The organism is Methyloparacoccus murrellii, assembly GCF_054657115.1.
This window is the reverse complement of record NZ_BAAHXD010000002.1, coordinates 45,516-62,545: the sequence shown is the minus strand read 5'-3', so window position 1 is coordinate 62,545 and position 17,030 is coordinate 45,516. Positions and strand designations below refer to the sequence as shown.

Annotated in this window: 10 protein-coding genes; 6 read left to right on the top strand and 4 right to left on the bottom strand. The window is 67.4% G+C overall.

The features are described 5' to 3' along the window. Positions 1 to 41: 41 nt before the first annotated feature. From ACYQ1H_RS00845 to ppc, 4 genes are all read right to left on the bottom strand, one after another. A complete protein-coding gene (locus ACYQ1H_RS00845; protein WP_460026232.1) occupies positions 42 to 1,574 on the bottom strand; it encodes a TolC family protein in 1,533 nt (510 codons plus the stop codon). Continuing rightward, positions 1,571 to 2,941: an HlyD family secretion protein gene (locus ACYQ1H_RS00840; protein ID WP_460026231.1), complete on the bottom strand. Its 1,371-nt coding sequence runs from the start codon at positions 2,939 to 2,941 to the stop codon at positions 1,571 to 1,573. The genes ACYQ1H_RS00845 and ACYQ1H_RS00840 overlap by 4 nt, the downstream gene beginning before the upstream one ends. A 45-nt stretch (positions 2,942 to 2,986) precedes the next feature. Then, entirely contained in the window at positions 2,987 to 4,717 is a 1,731-nt protein-coding gene (locus tag ACYQ1H_RS00835) for a peptidase domain-containing ABC transporter (RefSeq protein ID WP_460026230.1), read from the bottom strand. A 100-nt stretch (positions 4,718 to 4,817) separates the two neighbouring features. Then, complete coding sequence (gene ppc / locus ACYQ1H_RS00830; protein WP_460026229.1) at positions 4,818 to 7,616, bottom strand: phosphoenolpyruvate carboxylase; 2,799 nt, start codon at positions 7,614 to 7,616, stop codon at positions 4,818 to 4,820. Positions 7,617 to 8,129: 513 nt separating this feature from the next. Between ppc and nhaR the strand changes: the two genes are divergently transcribed. From nhaR to ACYQ1H_RS00800, 6 genes are all read left to right on the top strand, one after another. Further along, positions 8,130 to 9,020: a transcriptional activator NhaR gene (nhaR, locus tag ACYQ1H_RS00825; RefSeq protein ID WP_460026228.1), complete on the top strand. Its 891-nt coding sequence runs from the start codon at positions 8,130 to 8,132 to the stop codon at positions 9,018 to 9,020. Between the two features lie 173 nt (positions 9,021 to 9,193). After that, positions 9,194 to 10,618: a circularly permuted type 2 ATP-grasp protein gene (locus ACYQ1H_RS00820; RefSeq protein ID WP_460026227.1), complete on the top strand. Its 1,425-nt coding sequence runs from the start codon at positions 9,194 to 9,196 to the stop codon at positions 10,616 to 10,618. A gap of 3 nt (positions 10,619 to 10,621) precedes the next feature. Continuing rightward, complete coding sequence (locus ACYQ1H_RS00815; RefSeq protein WP_460026226.1) at positions 10,622 to 11,599, top strand: alpha-E domain-containing protein; 978 nt, start codon at positions 10,622 to 10,624, stop codon at positions 11,597 to 11,599. Positions 11,600 to 11,628: 29 nt separating this feature from the next. Then, on the top strand, positions 11,629 to 12,387 hold the full coding sequence (locus ACYQ1H_RS00810; RefSeq protein ID WP_460026225.1) for a proteasome-type protease: 759 nt from the start codon (positions 11,629 to 11,631) through the stop codon (positions 12,385 to 12,387). 30 nt (positions 12,388 to 12,417) lie between these two features. Further along, complete coding sequence (locus ACYQ1H_RS00805) at positions 12,418 to 15,711, top strand: transglutaminase family protein (RefSeq protein WP_460026224.1); 3,294 nt, start codon at positions 12,418 to 12,420, stop codon at positions 15,709 to 15,711. A gap of 16 nt (positions 15,712 to 15,727) precedes the next feature. Further along, positions 15,728 to 16,951, top strand: a complete 1,224-nt coding sequence (locus ACYQ1H_RS00800; RefSeq protein ID WP_460026223.1) for a VOC family protein — start codon at positions 15,728 to 15,730, stop codon at positions 16,949 to 16,951. The last annotated feature ends 79 nt before the right edge of the window (positions 16,952 to 17,030 follow it).

The following is a 17,030-nucleotide window of genomic DNA, read 5'->3' as shown; positions in this document are numbered from 1 at the left end:
GCGCCTGTCGCCAGGGTCGCCGACGGACCCGTGGTGGCTGCTCAGTCATACCGGGCTTTCCGCGTCTCGTGACCGTCCTCCTGCTGCAGCTGGCCCAGGGCGTAGCGGTAATCGGCCATCGACTTGAAAAAGCTGTTCATCGCCTCGGCGACCAGGATGGCGGCGTCGCCGCTGGCGAGTTCGCGCTGGTTGACGAACATCAGGTTGCTGTCGCCCAGTTCGTAGCGCGTGCGCTCGCCTTCCTCCATCTGCACGGCGGTCTCCCGGTGCTGGCGGGCGATCTGCACCCGCTTGATGGCGGCGTTCAGCGCCGAGAGGACATCCTTGACCTCGGCGGCGATGCGGTCGCCGGCCAGCTGGATGTCGGCGGCGATGCGATCGAGATTGGCTTCGGAGCTGGCGATCTTGCCGCTGGCGACACGCTGCTGGACCGGCAGGTCCACCGAGACACCGAGAAACACCTGGCTGCGGTTGATCTCGTAGTACTGGGTCAGCGGATCGACGCCGACGTCCTGCGCCCCGCTCACGGTCAGGTCGATGGCCGGCTGGCGCTGGTTGTGGGCCAGGTCGCGGTCGATCTCGGCGTTCTTGCGCTGATGCTCCAGGCGTTTGAGCTCGGGCCGCCGGCTCATGGCCTCGTCGATGGCGCTGCCCAGTTGCATGCGCTCGGGCAGCCGTGGTTCCGGGAAACCTTCCGGCAAGTCGTCCGGCGCGGGCAACTGCGGCTCGCCGTCCGGGGTGCGCAGGTACAGCGACAGCTGGATCGCCGTCTGTTCCAGCAAGCGTTCCGCCGCGACCACCCGCTCGCGGCGTTCGAGAATGGCGCGCTGGTTGTCGGTGGCGTCGATGGCGGGCAGGTCGCCACTGGTGATGCGCGCCCGCAGGCCGGCGTCGCGGGTCTCGGCGATGCGCAGCAGCGCGCGCGCGGCCGCCAGGCGCTGGCCCGCCAGCACCCAGTCCCAGTAGCGCTGCGCCGCGATGCGTTGCAGTTCCAGCAGCACGGTGTCGTACTCGTGGTGGGCGATCAGCTGCGCGAGCTCGGCCTGGGCCAGGCTGGCGCGGCGCCGGTCGATAGTGCGGTTGCGCCAGAGGGGAATGGTCAGGCCGGCGCGAAATTCGCCACCCTCCGCCGTCGTGGCCTTGGCGTCGTAGATCGCAAACTTGCCGGAACCGAGCCGGTAGCCGCCGAAGAAGGTGGTGCCCCAGTAGGGCGTCGGCTGCTCGATGCCGAGGTCGACGATCTGGTTCTGGTAGATGCCGACCACGTCGGCGCGGGTAAACAGCTTGACACTGGTGTCGAAGCCGCCCTCGGCCGCCAGCTTTTCCCCTGCGGCCATGTCCTTGCGCCGGGCGGCCGCGATCAGCGACGGGAAGCTTTCCAGCGCCGAGTGCACGACGGTGTCCAGGGTCAGGACGCGACTCCTGGCCGGCAGGCTGTCGGCGCTGATCTCCAGGCGCTGGCGGGGCTTGCGCTCCCCGCCAGCGTGCTTGCCGGCGGCGCCATGATGCGTGCCGGCCTGCGCCAGCGAGGCGCACAGGAGGGTACTCAGCCAGAGGCAGGCGCGGCGGTTCATTTGCTTTCCGCGTCCTTGTCCTTGTCCCCGCCTTTGGCCTTCTGCCCAGCCGACTCGGGCTTCTTCAGGTCGGGATAGCTGGGCAGGTAGATCGGCGGGAAGCCGTTGAAGATCCGCCACAGCTCATAGCCCAGCCGCACGCGGTTGAGCAGCACCCAGCCATTGGCCCTGACACCCTGGCGGATGAAGCGTTCGCCGGGCCAGGGCAGATCGCCGGGGTCCGGCAGCACCACGATGCGGAAATTGCCCTGGCCGTTGTCGGTGGAGTCGATCAGGGTGACGATGCCGCCGAAGGTGCCAACCGCCACTTCCGGCCAGCCGGAGAACTGGATCGCGGGATAGCCCTCGAATTGCAGGCGCACCTTGCGCCCCGGCGTGATCAGGGGGACATCGTTGCCATCGACCCACAGTTCCACCGCCCGTTCCTCGGTGGCCGGGATCAGCACGGCGAGCGGATCGCCCATCTTGACCACCTCCGCCTGGGAACTGACCGCCAGGCGCAGGATGGTGCCGTCGCGGGGGGCCTTGACCGTCTGCGTCATCTGCCGGGCCAGGCGGGTTTCCACCTTGAGCTTTTCGGCCGTCGCGTAGGCCAGTTCCTCGCGGCTCTTGGCCAGGTCGGCGCGCGCCTTCTGCACGCTGGACTCGGTGTCCGCATCGGTCTTGCGGCGGTCGGAACGGATGGCCTCGACCTCGTTGGCGGCGGCCGCCAGGGTCGCCAGGGCGCGATCCCGTTCGGTACGGCGCTGGGTCTGCTCCAGGGTGGCCAGTTCATAGCTGCGGGTGGACGCCAGGCCCTTGTCCTGCAGGGTCTGCAGCCGGTCGAAGTTGAGCTGGGCGGTGCGCAGGGCGGCTTCTGCCGCGGCCACCGCGTGGCGGGCGGCGCGTTCCCGTTCGCTGGCCATGCGCACCCGGGAGTCGGCCGCCTGCAGTGACATGGCACGTGACTGTTCGGCCATGGCCGCCTGGTTCTCGGTGGCGGCGATGCGGGTCTGGATGGTCTGGATGCGTCCTTGCTGGGTCATCAGCTCCGTTTCCAGGCGGCGGACCAGTTCCGGGTCGTTGTCGCTGATGTCGGCGATGCGATCGCCGGCCTTGACGATCGAACCCTCGCGTACCCACCAGTGCACCACGCGACCCTCGACCGGAGCCTGCAGGGTCTGCTGGCGTTCCAGCGGGGCGTAGGCGACCACCCGCCCGATGCCGGTGATGTTCTGTTGCCAGGGCGTCAGCGTCAGGCTGAGCAGGAACAGCGTCAGGATGCCGGTAAGCGAGCGCGCCAGGCGACGGGCGAAACCGGTGGTTTCGGTCAGCGCGATGGCGGGCAGTTCGATGCCGGCCTTCGATTCCGTGTCGGGATGCGCCATGGTTCAACGTGTCCTGTATCGATAACGCGAATGCTGCGGTGGCGTTCAGGGATGCGAGGGGTCGACGGACGGCGAGCCGGCGCGCCGGGCGGCGACCCGGCCCTGCTCGACGATATGCCCCTGTTCCATGCGCCAGACCCGGTCGCAATGCAGGATGACCTCGGGGTTCTGGGTGGCGACGATGGCGGTCCAGGGGGCATCGGGCCGCAGCACCCAGGCGATCACGTTTGCGCTGACCACGTTGTCGAGGAAGTCCAGGGTCTCGTGGATCAGCAGCAGGCGGGGCTGGCCGACGATGGCGCGGACCAGCATCAGCCGGCGCACCTGCTCGGGCGGCAGCGGCATGCCGAGGTAGTTGAGCTGGGTATTGAGGCCGTCGGGCAGGGCCATGATGGTGTCGGTCAGTTCCAGGCCGGCCAGGGTGTCCCGGATGGTCTCGATGCCGATCTCGGTGCGGCCCATGCGGATGTTGTCCAGCACGGTGCCCTCGATGATCTCGTGGCCCTTGACCAGGGCCATGGTGTCGCGGGCCGCGTCCAGGCGCAGGTCGCGCAGGTCGTAGCCGTCGAGCAGGACGGTGCCGGAGGTGGGCTGGCGCAGCCCCATGATCAGCTCCAGCAGCGTGCCGCGACCCGAGCCGCTGGGGCCGACCACGGCGACCCGGTGCCGGCCCTCGAGCCGCAGGCTGGATTCGGCGATGCCGGATGGTGCGGCATGCTCCCGCGCATAGCGGTAGCCGAGCTGGCGGATGGCCAGCGTTGCCGGACCCGTGGGCGGGACACGGGTCTCGCCCCGGTGGGATTCCACCGGCAGGTCCAGGAGCAGCCCCAGCTTGTTCATGCCGGCCATGAGCTCGTAGTAGCTCATCAGCGATTTGCCCAGCCGGCTGAGGCCGGCCAGCATGGCGCTGACGATCAGTTCGGCGGCGATCAGCTGCCCCAGGGTGAGCTGCCGTTCGATGACCATCCAGCCGCCCAGCCCCAGCAGGGCGGTGTTCGCCAGCGTGTGCAGCACCAGGATGCCGATCTGCTGGCGCATGACGATGCTGAAGTGCTGGCCGGCGGCGAGGAGATAGTCGCGGGCCAGCCGGTCGGTGGTCTCGGCGACGAAGCGCTGCCCGTTCGCCCACTTGACCAGGGTGGCGTTGCGGGCCAGATCCTCCAGCCAGCCGGCGACGGCGTATTTGCAGCGGGATTCCTCGATGGCGGTCTCGACGCCGCGCTTGCCCAGGATGAAGAAGATGAACAGGATGGAGAGCACCAGCAGCAGGTCGAAGGCTAGCAGGATCGGGTGATAGAAGGCCAGCAGCAACATCCCGATCAGGGTTTGCAGGCCATAGGCCAGGCCGTCCAGCAGCAGGTTGGCGCCGCTTTTCTGCACCGTTATCACGTCGAAGAAACGGTTGACCAGTTCCGGGGCGTTGCCGTTGTCGAAGGCTTCCAGGGATGCCTTGCGCAGGCGTCCGGCGATGTCGCCGACCAGGCGCACGAAGATGCGCCGCTGCATCATCTCCACGACGTAGATCTGGAAACCGATCAGCACATTGTTGAGGGTGAGGCAGCCGAGCAGGATCAGCACCAGCACCACCAGCGGTTGCAGCAGCATGCCGAAGGCGATGGTGTTGACCAGCGACTGCACGGCGACCGGGGTTGCCAGCGCCATCAGGCCGGCGCCGATGGAAAAGGCGACGACCGCCCAGATATCCTTGCTCTCCAGGCTCAGCAGGCGTCTCAGGTGCAGGCGCGTGGACTCGGGCGAAGCGTGATGATCCGTCATGGCCTTTGCTTGATGGTGGCGAAGGTGGCGGCCCAGCGGGCCCGGTGGCCCGGCGGCACCTGCCGCATGGCAGGCGCCCGGACCGCCGGCGCGGGCGTCGTCAGCCGGTATTGCGCATGCCCGCGGCAATGGCGTTGATGGTGCGCAGCAGCGGCTTCAGCCAGGGGCTGTCGGAGGCGTCCTCCGGCGGGAAGGCGCGGACCCGGCGCAACAGGCTGACCTGCAGGTAGTTGAGCGGCCCCAGGTAGGCGTCGCGGCGCTGCAGCGAGGCGGCCAGGGGCGGATTCTCGGCCACCAGCTGGTCGATGTTGGCGACCTGCAGGACCCAGTCGACGCTGCGCTGGTATTCGCCGGCAATCAGGTCCCAGGCCCGCCGGCCGGTGTTGGGATCGGCGCACAGCCCGGCATACTCGCGGGCGATCGACATGTTGGATTTGCACAGGGCCATCTGCGCGTTGCTCAGCAGGTTGCGGAAGAACGGCCAGTCCCGGTACATGTCGCGCAGGATGTCGAGCCGGTCGGCCTTGCCGGCGCACCAGGTCGACAGGCTGCTGCCGATGCCGTACCAGGCCGGGAAGGTCTGCCGCGACTGGGCCCAGGCGAAGACCCAGGCGATGGCGCGCACCGAGGACTTGGAACGGTCCTGCTTCTTGCGGTGCGAGGGCCTGGAACCGATGTTGAGCTGACCGATCTCGCTGACGGGCGTGGCCTCGTAGAAATAGTCCAGGAAGCCTTCGGTCTGCTCGGTCAGGGTCCGGTAACCCATCTCGCCGAGCCGCGCCAGCTCACCCATCACCGCCAGATGGTCGGGCGAGGGTTGTGGTACCGGCTTGACCAGGCTGAGGCTGGCCTTCATCAGGCCGGTCACGCCCATGGTCAGCTCGTAGATGGCCGTCTCCATGTTGTTGTAGCGGTAGAACAGCACCTCGCCCTGCTCGGTGAACTTGATCTGGCCGCGGACGGTATCCGGCGGCTGGGCCAGGATGGCCTCGTGGGTTGGGCCGCCGCCCCGGCCGATGGTACCGCCCCGGCCATGGAACAGCCGGCATTTGAGCCCGCGTCGCTCGGTGATGGCGATGACCAGCTGCTGCGCTCGGTAGAGCCCCCAGGCCGACGCCAGGATGCCGCCGTCCTTGCAGGAATCCGAGTAACCGAGCATGACCTCCTGGCGCTCGTCGCAGGCGTCCAGCATCTGCCGGTAGACCGGCTGGTCGAGCAGGTCGGTGAGGACCTCCTCGATGCGGTTGAGGTCGTCGATGGTCTCGAACAGCGGGCTGATGCCGACGTGGCAGAACCAGCGTCCGCCGAGCCGGCCGGCCAGCCCGCATTGCACGGCCAGCAGCAGGACTTCCATCACATGGCTGGCGTGGTGCGTCATGGAAATGACGTACTTGTCGAAGCATTCGCCACCGATCTCGCGCCGCATGCGCGCCATGGTCTCGAAGACCGCCAGCGTCTCGCGGGTCGGCGCGGCGATGGCCGCGCGGTCAAACTGCAAGCCGCCGGGCAGGGCGATGGCCTCGGCCAGCAGCTTGAGACGGTCGGCTTCGGCCAGCGCGAGATAGTCGATGCCGAGCGTCGCCTTGAGGATGTCGGCCACGGCCTCGGTATGCCGGGTCGACTCCTGGCGCACGTCGAGCTGCATCAGGTGGAAGCCGAAGGTCTCGGTGAGGCGGATCAGGTCATGCAGTTCCTGGTTGGCGATGTCGGCATCGCTGTGGTTGCGCAGCGAGGTGTCGATCAGTTGCAGGTCGTTGAGGAATTCGCCGACCGAGGGATAGGCCTGGCTGTCCGGTGGCTCGCTTTCGCCCGCGATCAGCCGGTCGATGCGGCGCAGGGAGCGCGCCATGCGATACTTCATCAGCATCAGCTTGTGGCGGTAGGGCTCCTGCAGGAAGGGGCGCTCCAGCTCTATGATGGCATGGCCGAGTTCGCTGCGGTCGTGCTCCAGGCTGGCGACGAATTCCTGCGACAGTTCGCAGAAGCCCCAGGAGTGCGACAGCTGGCCATGCAGCTCGTCCAGCCGCCGGAGATATTCCTGCAGGATGGTGCGCGATTGCAGCCGCACCGCCAGCGCCGTGGTGTCGGGCGTCACGTTGGGGTTGCCGTCGCGATCGCCGCCGATCCAGGAGCCATAGCGGAGAAAGCTGGGGATGCGGATCTGGTGGGCGGCATCCTCGCCGTACACGTCCTGCAGCGAACGCTCGAAGTTGCGGTAAACGCGGGTGGTGGCACGGAACAGCGACAGCGGGAAATAGAACAGGCCGGTGTCGATCTCGTCGGCAACCCCCATGCCGCGCAGCCGCACCTCGTCGGTTTTCCAGAGCAGCTGGACCTGCGATTGCAGGCGCTCGATGGCTTCCTTGCGGAAATAGCCCTTGAGCCGGCCATGCGCCAGCGTTTCCAGCGAGACGAACACGTTGCGCAGCGCGCCCTTCACGGTGCGGCGCTTGGCCTCGGTGGGGTGGGCGGTCATGACCGGCAGGTAGCGCAGCTGGTCGAGTAGCACTTGCAGGTTTTCCGCGTCCACGCCCTCCTGCCGCAACCACAGCAGGGTGTCGTGGAAGGAACCCGGCCAGTAATGGCCGCCGCGTTCCGCCTGCCGCCGCCGCTGGCGCAGGTAGTGGGACTCCTCGGCGATGTTGAGCAGGCTGAAGTAATGGTTGAAGACCCGGACCACCTCGCTGGTGGTTTCGGCATCCAGATCGTGGAGGGAGTCCAGCAGCTGCTGGCGCCGTACCGGGTTGCCGTCGCGCGCCAGGCTCGCGAAGCGTTTCTGCAGGCGCTCGACCTGAGTGGCGATCTCACCTCGCCCCTGGGTATTCAGTACGCGCGTCAGAACCGAGTTCAGTAGCCGCAGCGAGCGGCGCAATTCGGCATCATCGTTGAGGGATGTCATGGTGATCCTTGCTGGTTTCGGAGAGAGAGGGTTTTGGCTGCCAGGGGCGGCACCCGGGTGATCGTCCCGGGTCTGCAGGCCGCGTGGCGGAGCCGGTCGGCAGGGGCTCCCGGCCCGAAAGGGTCCCGCCACCGGGACGGCAGAGTGCGTTTCATATCCCGTGCCAGGATGCCGCTTGGCTGGCGCCGGGACTGGAGGCCGGCGCCGGCCGGCTGCCGTGCCCGCCGGCCGCTTCCGTGGCGTTCCTTGCGTCGGGCCATGGCCCGATCCGGTTCGGCCATGCGCCATGCGGCTCGCCGGTGGCGGTCCCGGAGGCCAGCGATGGGCGGCCGTGCTGGCAACTTGTGCGGGGAATCCTCATCGATCTTCCTCATGGTTCTGGCGCGGGGTTGCGGTCATGGCTGCTGCCCGGGCTGTCGTTTCGAGTCCATATCAGAATAGCTGGTAGTGTTTTGGTTAGTCTATTTGGAAGTAGTTCATCAAACATTAGATAAAATCTAATTTTCCAGGGACATGAGCCGGCTCAACTACCATCATCTGCACTACTTCTGGACCGTGGCCAGGGAAGGCAGCATCGCCCGCGCTTCCGAGAGCCTGCACCTGACCCAGCCCACCATCAGTGCCCAGCTGGCGCAGTTCGAGGCGGCCATCGGCGAGAAGCTGTTCGAGCGGGTCGGGCGGGGACTCGTGCTCACCGATACCGGGCGCGGCGTTTTCGAGTACGCCGAGGAGATTTTCGCCCTGGGCCGCGAACTGACCCAGTTCCTGAAGGGGCGGGCGGTCGGTCGTGGCAGCCGCCTGGCGGTGGGCATCGCCCAGGCGCTGCCGAAACTGGCGGTCACGCGCCTCCTGGAGCCGGCCCTGCGGCTGCCGGAGCCGGTCCAGCTGCATTGTTTCGAGGACAAGTCGGAGCGTTTGCTGGCCGATCTGTCGGTGCATGCGCTCGACCTGGTGCTCTCCGATGTGCCGGCCACGCCCCATTCCGGTGCAGGTGTCTTCAATCACCTGCTGGGCGAGTGCGAAGCCAGCGTGTTTGGGACCGCCGATCTGGCCAGTCGTTACGGGCCGGATTTTCCCCGCTCGCTGAGCGGGGCGCCGTTCCTGCTGCCGACGCAGAATCTGGCCCTGCGCCGGTTGCTGGACCAGTGGTTCGATGCCGAGGGCATCTGGCCCGATGTGCGGGCCGAGATCGAGGACAGTGCCCTCATGAAAACCTTCGGCAGCGCCGGCATGGGCCTGTTCCTGGCGCCGACGATGGTCGCCGAGGCCATCTGCCGGCAGTACGGCGTGGTCCGGCTGGGCCCGCTCGACGCCATCCATGAGCGCTTCTACGTCATCACCGCCCAGCGCCGGATCAAGCATCCCGCCATCGTCGCGATCCTCGACCAGCCCCTGCTGGGCTGAGCGCCGCCCGGCCGGCCCTTGTGCGGTGGCAGCGGCCGCCTCCCCAAAACGAGGCGGGCCCGGGTGCCGGCGGCGTCCGCGATGGTGCAAATCCCCGGGGTGGCGCGCGATTCCGGCCGGCCGGCGGGGGTTTTCCAGGCTGGCCCGCTCCTTGCTTCATCGTGGACATGAACATGCCCACCTCGCCCAGCCCCTACTACAACGAGATGCACGACGCCGAAGGCGCCGTGCGCACCATCTATCAGCGCTACGCCCGGTGGCTCCAGGGCTTGCCGGAGGCATCCCTGGAGCGCAAGAGCGCCGAGGCGGAGCTCCTGTTCCGGCGACTCGGCATCACCTTCGCCGTCTACGGCGAGGCCGACGGCGGCGAGCGGCTGATTCCCTTCGACATGGTCCCGCGCATCTTCGGCGCCGAGGAATGGCGGCGCCTGGAGCAGGGCATCAAGCAGCGGGTCAGGGCGCTCAACGCCTTCCTGCACGACATCTACCACGACCGGGAGATCGTCAAGGCCGGCATCGTCAGCACCCATCAGGTGCTGGACAACGCCATGTACCGGCCGGAGATGCAGGGTGTCGACCTGCCCAACCAGGTCTATGCCCAGATCGCCGGCATCGATCTGGTGCGGGTGGCGCAGAACGATTTCTATGTGCTGGAGGACAACCTGCGCACACCCTCCGGCGTGTCCTACATGCTGGAAAACCGCAAGACCATGATGCGGCTGTTTCCGGAGCTGTTCGCCATGCACGCGGTCGAGCCGGTCGAACATTATCCGCAGATGCTGCTGGACACCCTGCGCGAGTCGGCGCCGTCCTATGCCACCGATCCGGTCATCGTGGTGCTGACCCCGGGCGCCTACAACAGCGCCTATTTCGAGCATGCCTTCCTCGCCAGCCAGATGGGGGTGGAGCTGGTGGAGGGGCAGGACCTGTTCGTCGACCAGAGCCGGGTCTACATGCACACCACCGAGGGGCCGCAGCAGGTGCACGTGATCTATCGGCGGGTCGACGACGATTTCCTCGATCCGCTCGCTTTCCGGCCAGATTCCATGCTGGGCGTGCCGGGATTGTTCGATGCCTATCGTGCCGGCCATGTCGCCCTGGCCAACGGCGTCGGCACCGGGGTCGCGGACGATAAGTCGACCTACCTGTTCGTCCCGGACATGATCCGCTTCTACCTCGGCGAGACGCCGATCCTCTCGAACGTGCCGACCTGGCGGCTCAGCCAGGCCGACGAGCTCGGCTACGTGCTCGAACATCTGTCCGAGCTGGTGGTGAAGGAGGTCCAGGGTTCCGGCGGCTACGGCATGCTGGTCGGCCCCACCAGCACCAAGGCGGAAATCGAGGCCTACCGGCAGCGGATCCTGTCGGGACCGGAAAATTTCATCGCCCAGCCGACGCTGGCCCTGTCCGCCTGCCCGACGCTGGTGGAGGCGGGTGTCGCGCCCCGGCATGTGGACCTGCGCCCCTTCGTGCTTTCGGGCAAGGACATCCGGCTGGTGCCGGGTGGACTCACCCGGGTCGCGCTCAGGGAGGGATCGCTGGTCGTCAATTCGTCGCAGGGCGGCGGCACCAAGGATACCTGGGTACTGGAGGACTAGACCATGCTCTCGCGCACCGCCGAAAACCTGTTCTGGATGGCCCGCCACATCGAGCGGGCCGAAAACACCGCCCGCATCCTCGACGTGGCCCACCGGTCCTCGCTGCTGCCGCTGGACATGGAGGGCACCGAGGCCTACCTGTGGTACGCGCCGCTGAACATCACCGGCTGCGCCGGTGGCTACGAGAAGAAATACGGGCTGGCGCGCAGCGACGCGGTGACGCATTTCATGGCACTGGACGCGGACAATCCCTCCAGCATCTACAGCTGCCTGCGGCTGGCGCGAGAGAACGCCCGCTCCGTGCGCGGCGCCATCACCTCGGAGATGTGGGAGGTCATCAACGCGACCTGGCTGGAGGTCAACCGCCAATCGCGACAGATGAGCGAGGCGCGCTACGGCGATTTCTTCGAATGGGTGAAGGAGCGCTCGCACCTGTTCCGCGGCGTTACCCACGGCACCATCCTCAAGGACATCGCCTTCAATTTCATCCGCCTCGGTACCCATCTCGAGCGGGGCGACAACACCGCGCGCATCCTCGATGTCAAGTACCACATCCTGCTGCCCAGCGTTGCCGACGTGGGCGGCGCGGCCGATTACTACCAGTGGGGATCGCTGCTGAAATCGGTCAGCGCCTTCGAGGCCTACCGGAAGATCTACCGCGACGTCATCTCGCCGCTGCGGGTGGCGGAGCTGTTCATCCTGCGCGATGACATGCCGCGCTCCCTGCATGCCTGCATGAACGAGGTCGAGACCGCGCTGAGCTACATCAACGGCAACTCGGCCCGGGAGGCCCGGCGCCTGGCCGGCGAACTCCATGCGCAGCTGCATTTCGGCCGTATCGAGGACGTCTTCGGCCGTGGCCTGCACGAGTTCCTGACCGATTTCCTCGACCACATCGACCTGCTCGGCCGGGAGATCCGCGACGCCTACCTGTCGCGCTGGGACCGCGTGCCCCGGCTGGACATGCGCCAGGTCGCCTGATTCCGTTCCCACCGTCATTCATCAAGATCATGACCTATTGCGTCGCGCTGAAGCTGAACGAGGGGATGGTGTTCGCCTCGGACTCGCGCACCAACGCCGGGGTTGACCAGATTGCCAGCTACAGGAAGATGCGGACCTTCGTCCACCCGGGCGACCGCAGCATCATCATCCTCAGTTCCGGCAACCTGTCGATCACCCAGAGCGCCATCAACCAGCTGGAACTCCAGGGTCGTCATCACGAGCAGCGCAACATCTGGAATGTCGACTCCATGTTCGACGTGGCCCAGCTGCTGGGTGAGAGCCTCCGTGCCGTGCGCGAGCACGATGGCCTGTTCCTGGCGCAGAGCAACGTCGACGCCAGCGCCAACTTCATCGTCGGCGGGCAGATCCGCGGCGAGCGCATGCGCCTGTGCCTGGTGTACAGCGAGGGCAACTTCATCGAGGCGGGCGACGAGACACCGTACTTCCAGATCGGCGAGACCAAGTACGGCAAGCCCATCCTCGACCGGGTCATCCGGCCGGATACGCCCATCGACGAGGCCATCAAATGCGTCCTGGTGTCGTTCGACTCGACCATGCGCAGCAATCTCTCGGTCGGGCTGCCGATCGATCTGGCCTGCTGCGGTGAGTCGCGCTTCGCGCTCGACCTGGAGCAGCACATCACCCAGGACGACCCCTATTTCTCGCAGATCAGCCGGCGCTGGAGCGAGGGGCTGCGCGGCGTGTTCGCCTCCCTCCCCAGTCCCGACTGGATCAAGATGCCGCCCGGCCGGCCCCCGGCCGGCTGACCCCGCCCCCCTCCCGGACCGCCGAAGACCATGACCATACGCGTCGCGCTGCACCACAAGTCCCACTATGTTTTCGACCGTCCGGTCGTGGCCGCGCCGCACGAGATCCGGCTGCGTCCCGCCCCGCATGCGCGCACGCCGGTGACCGGTTACTCGCTGAAGATTCGGCCGGAGCAGCATTTCATCCACTGGCAGCAGGATGCCTACGGCAATTTCGTCGCCCGCATCACCTTTCCCGAGCCGACTCGCGAAATCGACATCACCGTCGATCTCCTGGCCGACATGACGGTCATCAATCCTTTCGACTTCTTCGTCGAGGAATGGGCCGAGCATTACCCGTTCGCCTATCCGGAATCGCTGGCGGCCGAGCTGGCGCCCTTCCTCGAGACCGAGCCGGCCAGCCCCGCGTTCTCGCGCTGGCTGTCCGCGTTCCGCCGCGACATTCCCGCCGGGATCACCACCACCAACCTGCTGGTCATGCTCAACCGGCGGGTGCAGCAGGATGTGGAATACCTCATCCGGCTGGAGCCCGGGGTGCAGAACTGCGAGGAAACCCTGATGCTGCGCTCCGGCTCCTGCCGCGACAGCGCCTGGCTGCTGGTGCAGCTGCTGCGCCGGCTGGGCATCGCCGCCCGCTTCGTCTCCGGCTATCTGATCCAGCTGGTGGCGGATGAAAAGCCGCTGGACGGGCCGGCCGGTCCCAGCGACGATTTCACCGACCTGCACGCCTGGTGCGAGGCCTATGTCCCCGGCGCCGGCTGGGTCGGCATGGACGCGACCTCGGGTCTCCTGGCCGGGGAAGGGCACATCCCGCTGGCCGTTTCCGCCTCGCCGACCTCGGCGGCGCCCGTCATCGGCATGACCAGCATCTGCGACGCGCGGCTGGAGGTCGCCATGAGCGTCGTCCGTATCCACGAGGATCCGCGCGTCACCCGCCCCTACAGCGAGGCGCAGTGGGAGGAAATCCGCGCCCTCGGCTGGCAGGTCGACGAGGAACTGCGCACCGGCGACGTGCGCCTGACCCAGGGCGGCGAGCCGACCTTCGTGTCGGTCGACGACATGGATGGCGCGGAGTGGAACACCGCCGCGCTGGGGGAGGAAAAATGGACCCTGGCCAACCGCCTGCTGGAGCGGCTGTGGACGCAGTTCGCGCCGGGCGGCCTGCCGCATTTCGGCCAGGGCAAGTGGTATCCGGGCGAGCCGCTGCCGCGCTGGGCCCTGAACGTCTTCTGGCGCGAGGATGGCGTACTGCTCTGGCGTGAGCCCGCCTGGCTGGCGCGGGAACCCGCCGGACAGCCGGACGGCGCCAGCGCCGGGCGCTTCGGCCAGGCGCTGGCGCGCCGGCTGGGCCTGCATCCCGGCTACCTGCTGGCGGGCTACGAGGACCCCTGGCGGGCCCTAGACGAGGAAAGCCGATTGCCGGCCAACGTCGATCCGCTGGCGGCCGATCTCGACGACGCCGACGTGCGCCGGACCCTGGCCCGGCAGCTGCGCGCCGGCCTCGCCAGCGTGGTGGGCCATGTGTTGCCGCTGAAATGCGAGGACAGCGCCGGCCGGATGCGCTGGAAATCCAGCCGCTGGCCGCTCAAGCACGAGCACCTGTACCTGCTGCCGGGGGATTCGCCGATGGGCTTGCGCCTGCCGCTGTCCAGCCTGCCCTGGGTGGCGCCCGAGGATTTCGAGCTGCAATTTCCGCCCGATCCCTTCGCCGCGCAGGGCGAGCTGCCGGAGCCGCCGGCGGTGCCGGAACCGCCCGCCGACCAGCCGCCGGCAGCCATCGAGGAGACCCCGGCGGCACGCGAGGTGATCCACACGGCGCTGGTGCTGGAAATTAGGGAGCGGATGCTGCATGTGTTCCTGCCGCCGCTGACCCGGCTGGAGGCCTGGCTGCAGCTGATCGCCGCCATCGAGGCCTGCGCGGCGGAACTGAAGCAGCCGGTGCGCCTGGAGGGCTACCCCCCACCGCGCGATGCTCGGCTGAAGTCGCTGTCGATCACGCCGGACCCGGGGGTCATCGAGGTCAACATCCATCCGTCGGGCGACTGGGAGACACTGGAAAACCGCACCCGCACGCTTTACCAGCAGGCGCGCCTGGCGCGCCTGGCGACCGAGAAGTTCATGCTGGACGGCCGCCATACCGGCACCGGCGGCGGCAACCACATCACCCTCGGCGGGCCGACGCCGGCGGACAGCCCGTTCCTGCGTCGCCCGGATCTGCTGCGCAGCCTGATCGCCTACTGGCAGCGGCACCCGGCGCTGTCGTACCTGTTCTCGGGTCAGTTCATCGGCCCGACCAGCCAGGCGCCCCGGGTGGACGAGGCGCGTGACGACAACCTCTACGAGCTCGACATCGCCTTCCAGCAGATGAGCGAGAGGCTCGTCCCGGGCCAGGAGAGCGCCCAGCCCTGGCTGGTCGACCGCTTGCTGCGCAACCTGCTCATCGACATGACCGGCAACACGCACCGGGCGGAATTCTGCATCGACAAGCTCTACTCCCCCGACACGGCCACCGGCCGGCTGGGGCTGGTGGAACTGCGGGCCTTCGAGATGCCGCCGCACTACCGCATGAGCCTGGTGCAGGCGCTGCTGTTGCGGGCGCTGGTGGCCCGGTTCTGGAAAACCCCCTTCACCGGCCAGCTGGTGTACTGGGACACCAGCCTGCACGACCGCTTCCTGCTGCCGCATTTCATCGAGGCCGACCTGCGCGACATCGTGCGCGACCTGCGTGCCTCGGGCTATGCCTTCGACGATGCCTGGTTCGCGCCCTTCCTGGAGTTCCGCTTTCCGCGCTACGGCACGGTGGTCCACGAGGGCGTGCAGATGGAGCTGCGCCAGGCCATCGAACCCTGGCATGTGCTGGGCGAGGAGGCCACCCTCGGCGGCATGGCGCGCTACGTGGATTCGTCGGTGGAACGCCTGCAGGTCAAGGTCAGCGGCATGACCGGGAACCGCCACCAGGTGGCCTGCAACGGCCGCGCCCTGCCGCTGCATCCGACCGGTGTCCCGGGCGAATATGTCGCCGCGGTGCGCTTCAAGGCCTGGGCGCCGCCCTCGGCCCTGCACCCCACCATCGGCGTTCACGCGCCCCTGGTGTTCGATCTGGTGGACCGCTGGAACGGCCGCGCCATGGGCGGCTGCACCTATCATGTCAGCCATCCCGGTGGCCGCAATTACGACACCTTTCCCGTCAATGCCAACGAGGCCGAGGCCCGCCGCCGGGCACGCTTCTGGGACCATGGCCACACGCCGGGGCCCCTGCTGGTCCGGGAAGAACCCGTCAATCCGCGTTTCCCCATGACCCTCGACCTTCGCTGGAAGCCCTAGGCTTCAGGAGTCCACCATGCTTTGCTCGACCGCCCTGCCGCGATTCGGCGACAAGAAGAATTCCGACTTTTTCGAGAGCTATCTCGGACGCCTGCTGGAGGCGCGCGACCGCGCCGGGCTGACCGAGATGATCGGCGGCATCGAGGCCATGATCATCAGCGTCGAGCCCGGCAATTCGGTGGAATACATCGCCGAGCTGGCGCTGATGACGCCCTACCAGTACCTGGTCACCCTGGACAGCGAAAAGCACCTGACCCATGTGCTGCGCATCGACATGAACTCGCCGGACATCCTGCTGCGCGAGCCCAAGAATCCCGACTACAGCGATATCTTCCGCAGCCTCAACGACCTCTATCCGGTCGGCGCCCGGCGCCCGCACAGCCGCTATCTGGGTGAAATCCTGCTGTGCCGGGATCGCCATCAGGTGGTCGCCCTGCAGCAGGAGCGGGAGTTCCGCTTCTTCCAGGTCGGCCAGCTGGCGGAACTCGATCTACCGCTGAACGTCAGCCTGTCCAAGCCCTCGCCCTATACCCAGAACGTGGTCGGCTACATGGAGCGGCCGCTGGATGGCATCCGCGTCTACCAGCATGGTGAATGCGTCATCCTGCCGTCCGCCCAGTCCGCCAACGATCGCGGCAAGGAAATGCAGGACAGGCTCGGCATCGGGGAACTGCTATGTCCCATCGACCACCTGGCCACCCGCGTCTACAGCCAGAATCGCGAGGCGGCGATCCTCGAGTATCTGGGCCTGTCCAGCTACTACTACTGGGGCAGCTACGACATCCGGGATCAGAATTCCTCCACCAACGTCACCAAGAGCGTGCGCCAGGTGCCGGAGTCGGCGAGTCCCGCCAAGGTCTTCACCGCCAACAATCATCCCTACTGCGTGAACCATCTGGACCGGCTGCCCAGTCCCACGGAAACCTTCGTCCGCAACTACGGGCCGCGGCTGCACCATATCGCCGTCGAGGTGAAGGATGGCCAGCGCGATGGCAAGGAGTACATCGATATCGTCGTCGACGCCATCGCCGGCCAGGGCAAGGGCTTCCTGCTGGAAACCGTCGGCTCCCGCAGCGAGGGGCTCAAGCAGATCTTCTCCGAAGCCTCCGACTTTTCCTCGCTGATCATCGAATACGTGCAGCGCTTCGGCGATTTCCAGGGATTCTTCACCCGGGACAATGTCGCCAAGCTGACCTATGCGGCCGGGCAGGAGGCGGGCGTCAGGTCCGGGCTGTCCTGAGCGGCGGGACGGGCGCTGGACGCCGGGCCGCGCGGCATAGGATCATCGTGCCTCGGCCAGCGCGCCGGCCAGGCGCCGG

What these genes read in the sequence shown, in the direction of transcription:
- ACYQ1H_RS00845 (WP_460026232.1), bottom strand. Translation starts at nt 1,574, where the DNA reads ATGAACCGCCGCGCCTGCCTCTGGCTGAGTACCCTCCTGTGCGCCTCG.
- ACYQ1H_RS00840 (WP_460026231.1), bottom strand. Translation starts at nt 2,941, where the DNA reads ATGGCGCATCCCGACACGGAATCGAAGGCCGGCATCGAACTGCCCGCC.
- ACYQ1H_RS00835 (WP_460026230.1), bottom strand. Translation starts at nt 4,717, where the DNA reads ATGACGGATCATCACGCTTCGCCCGAGTCCACGCGCCTGCACCTGAGA.
- ppc (WP_460026229.1), bottom strand. Translation starts at nt 7,616, where the DNA reads ATGACATCCCTCAACGATGATGCCGAATTGCGCCGCTCGCTGCGGCTA.
- nhaR (WP_460026228.1), top strand. Translation starts at nt 8,130, where the DNA reads ATGAGCCGGCTCAACTACCATCATCTGCACTACTTCTGGACCGTGGCC.
- ACYQ1H_RS00820 (WP_460026227.1), top strand. Translation starts at nt 9,194, where the DNA reads ATGCCCACCTCGCCCAGCCCCTACTACAACGAGATGCACGACGCCGAA.
- ACYQ1H_RS00815 (WP_460026226.1), top strand. Translation starts at nt 10,622, where the DNA reads ATGCTCTCGCGCACCGCCGAAAACCTGTTCTGGATGGCCCGCCACATC.
- ACYQ1H_RS00810 (WP_460026225.1), top strand. Translation starts at nt 11,629, where the DNA reads ATGACCTATTGCGTCGCGCTGAAGCTGAACGAGGGGATGGTGTTCGCC.
- ACYQ1H_RS00805 (WP_460026224.1), top strand. Translation starts at nt 12,418, where the DNA reads ATGACCATACGCGTCGCGCTGCACCACAAGTCCCACTATGTTTTCGAC.
- ACYQ1H_RS00800 (WP_460026223.1), top strand. Translation starts at nt 15,728, where the DNA reads ATGCTTTGCTCGACCGCCCTGCCGCGATTCGGCGACAAGAAGAATTCC.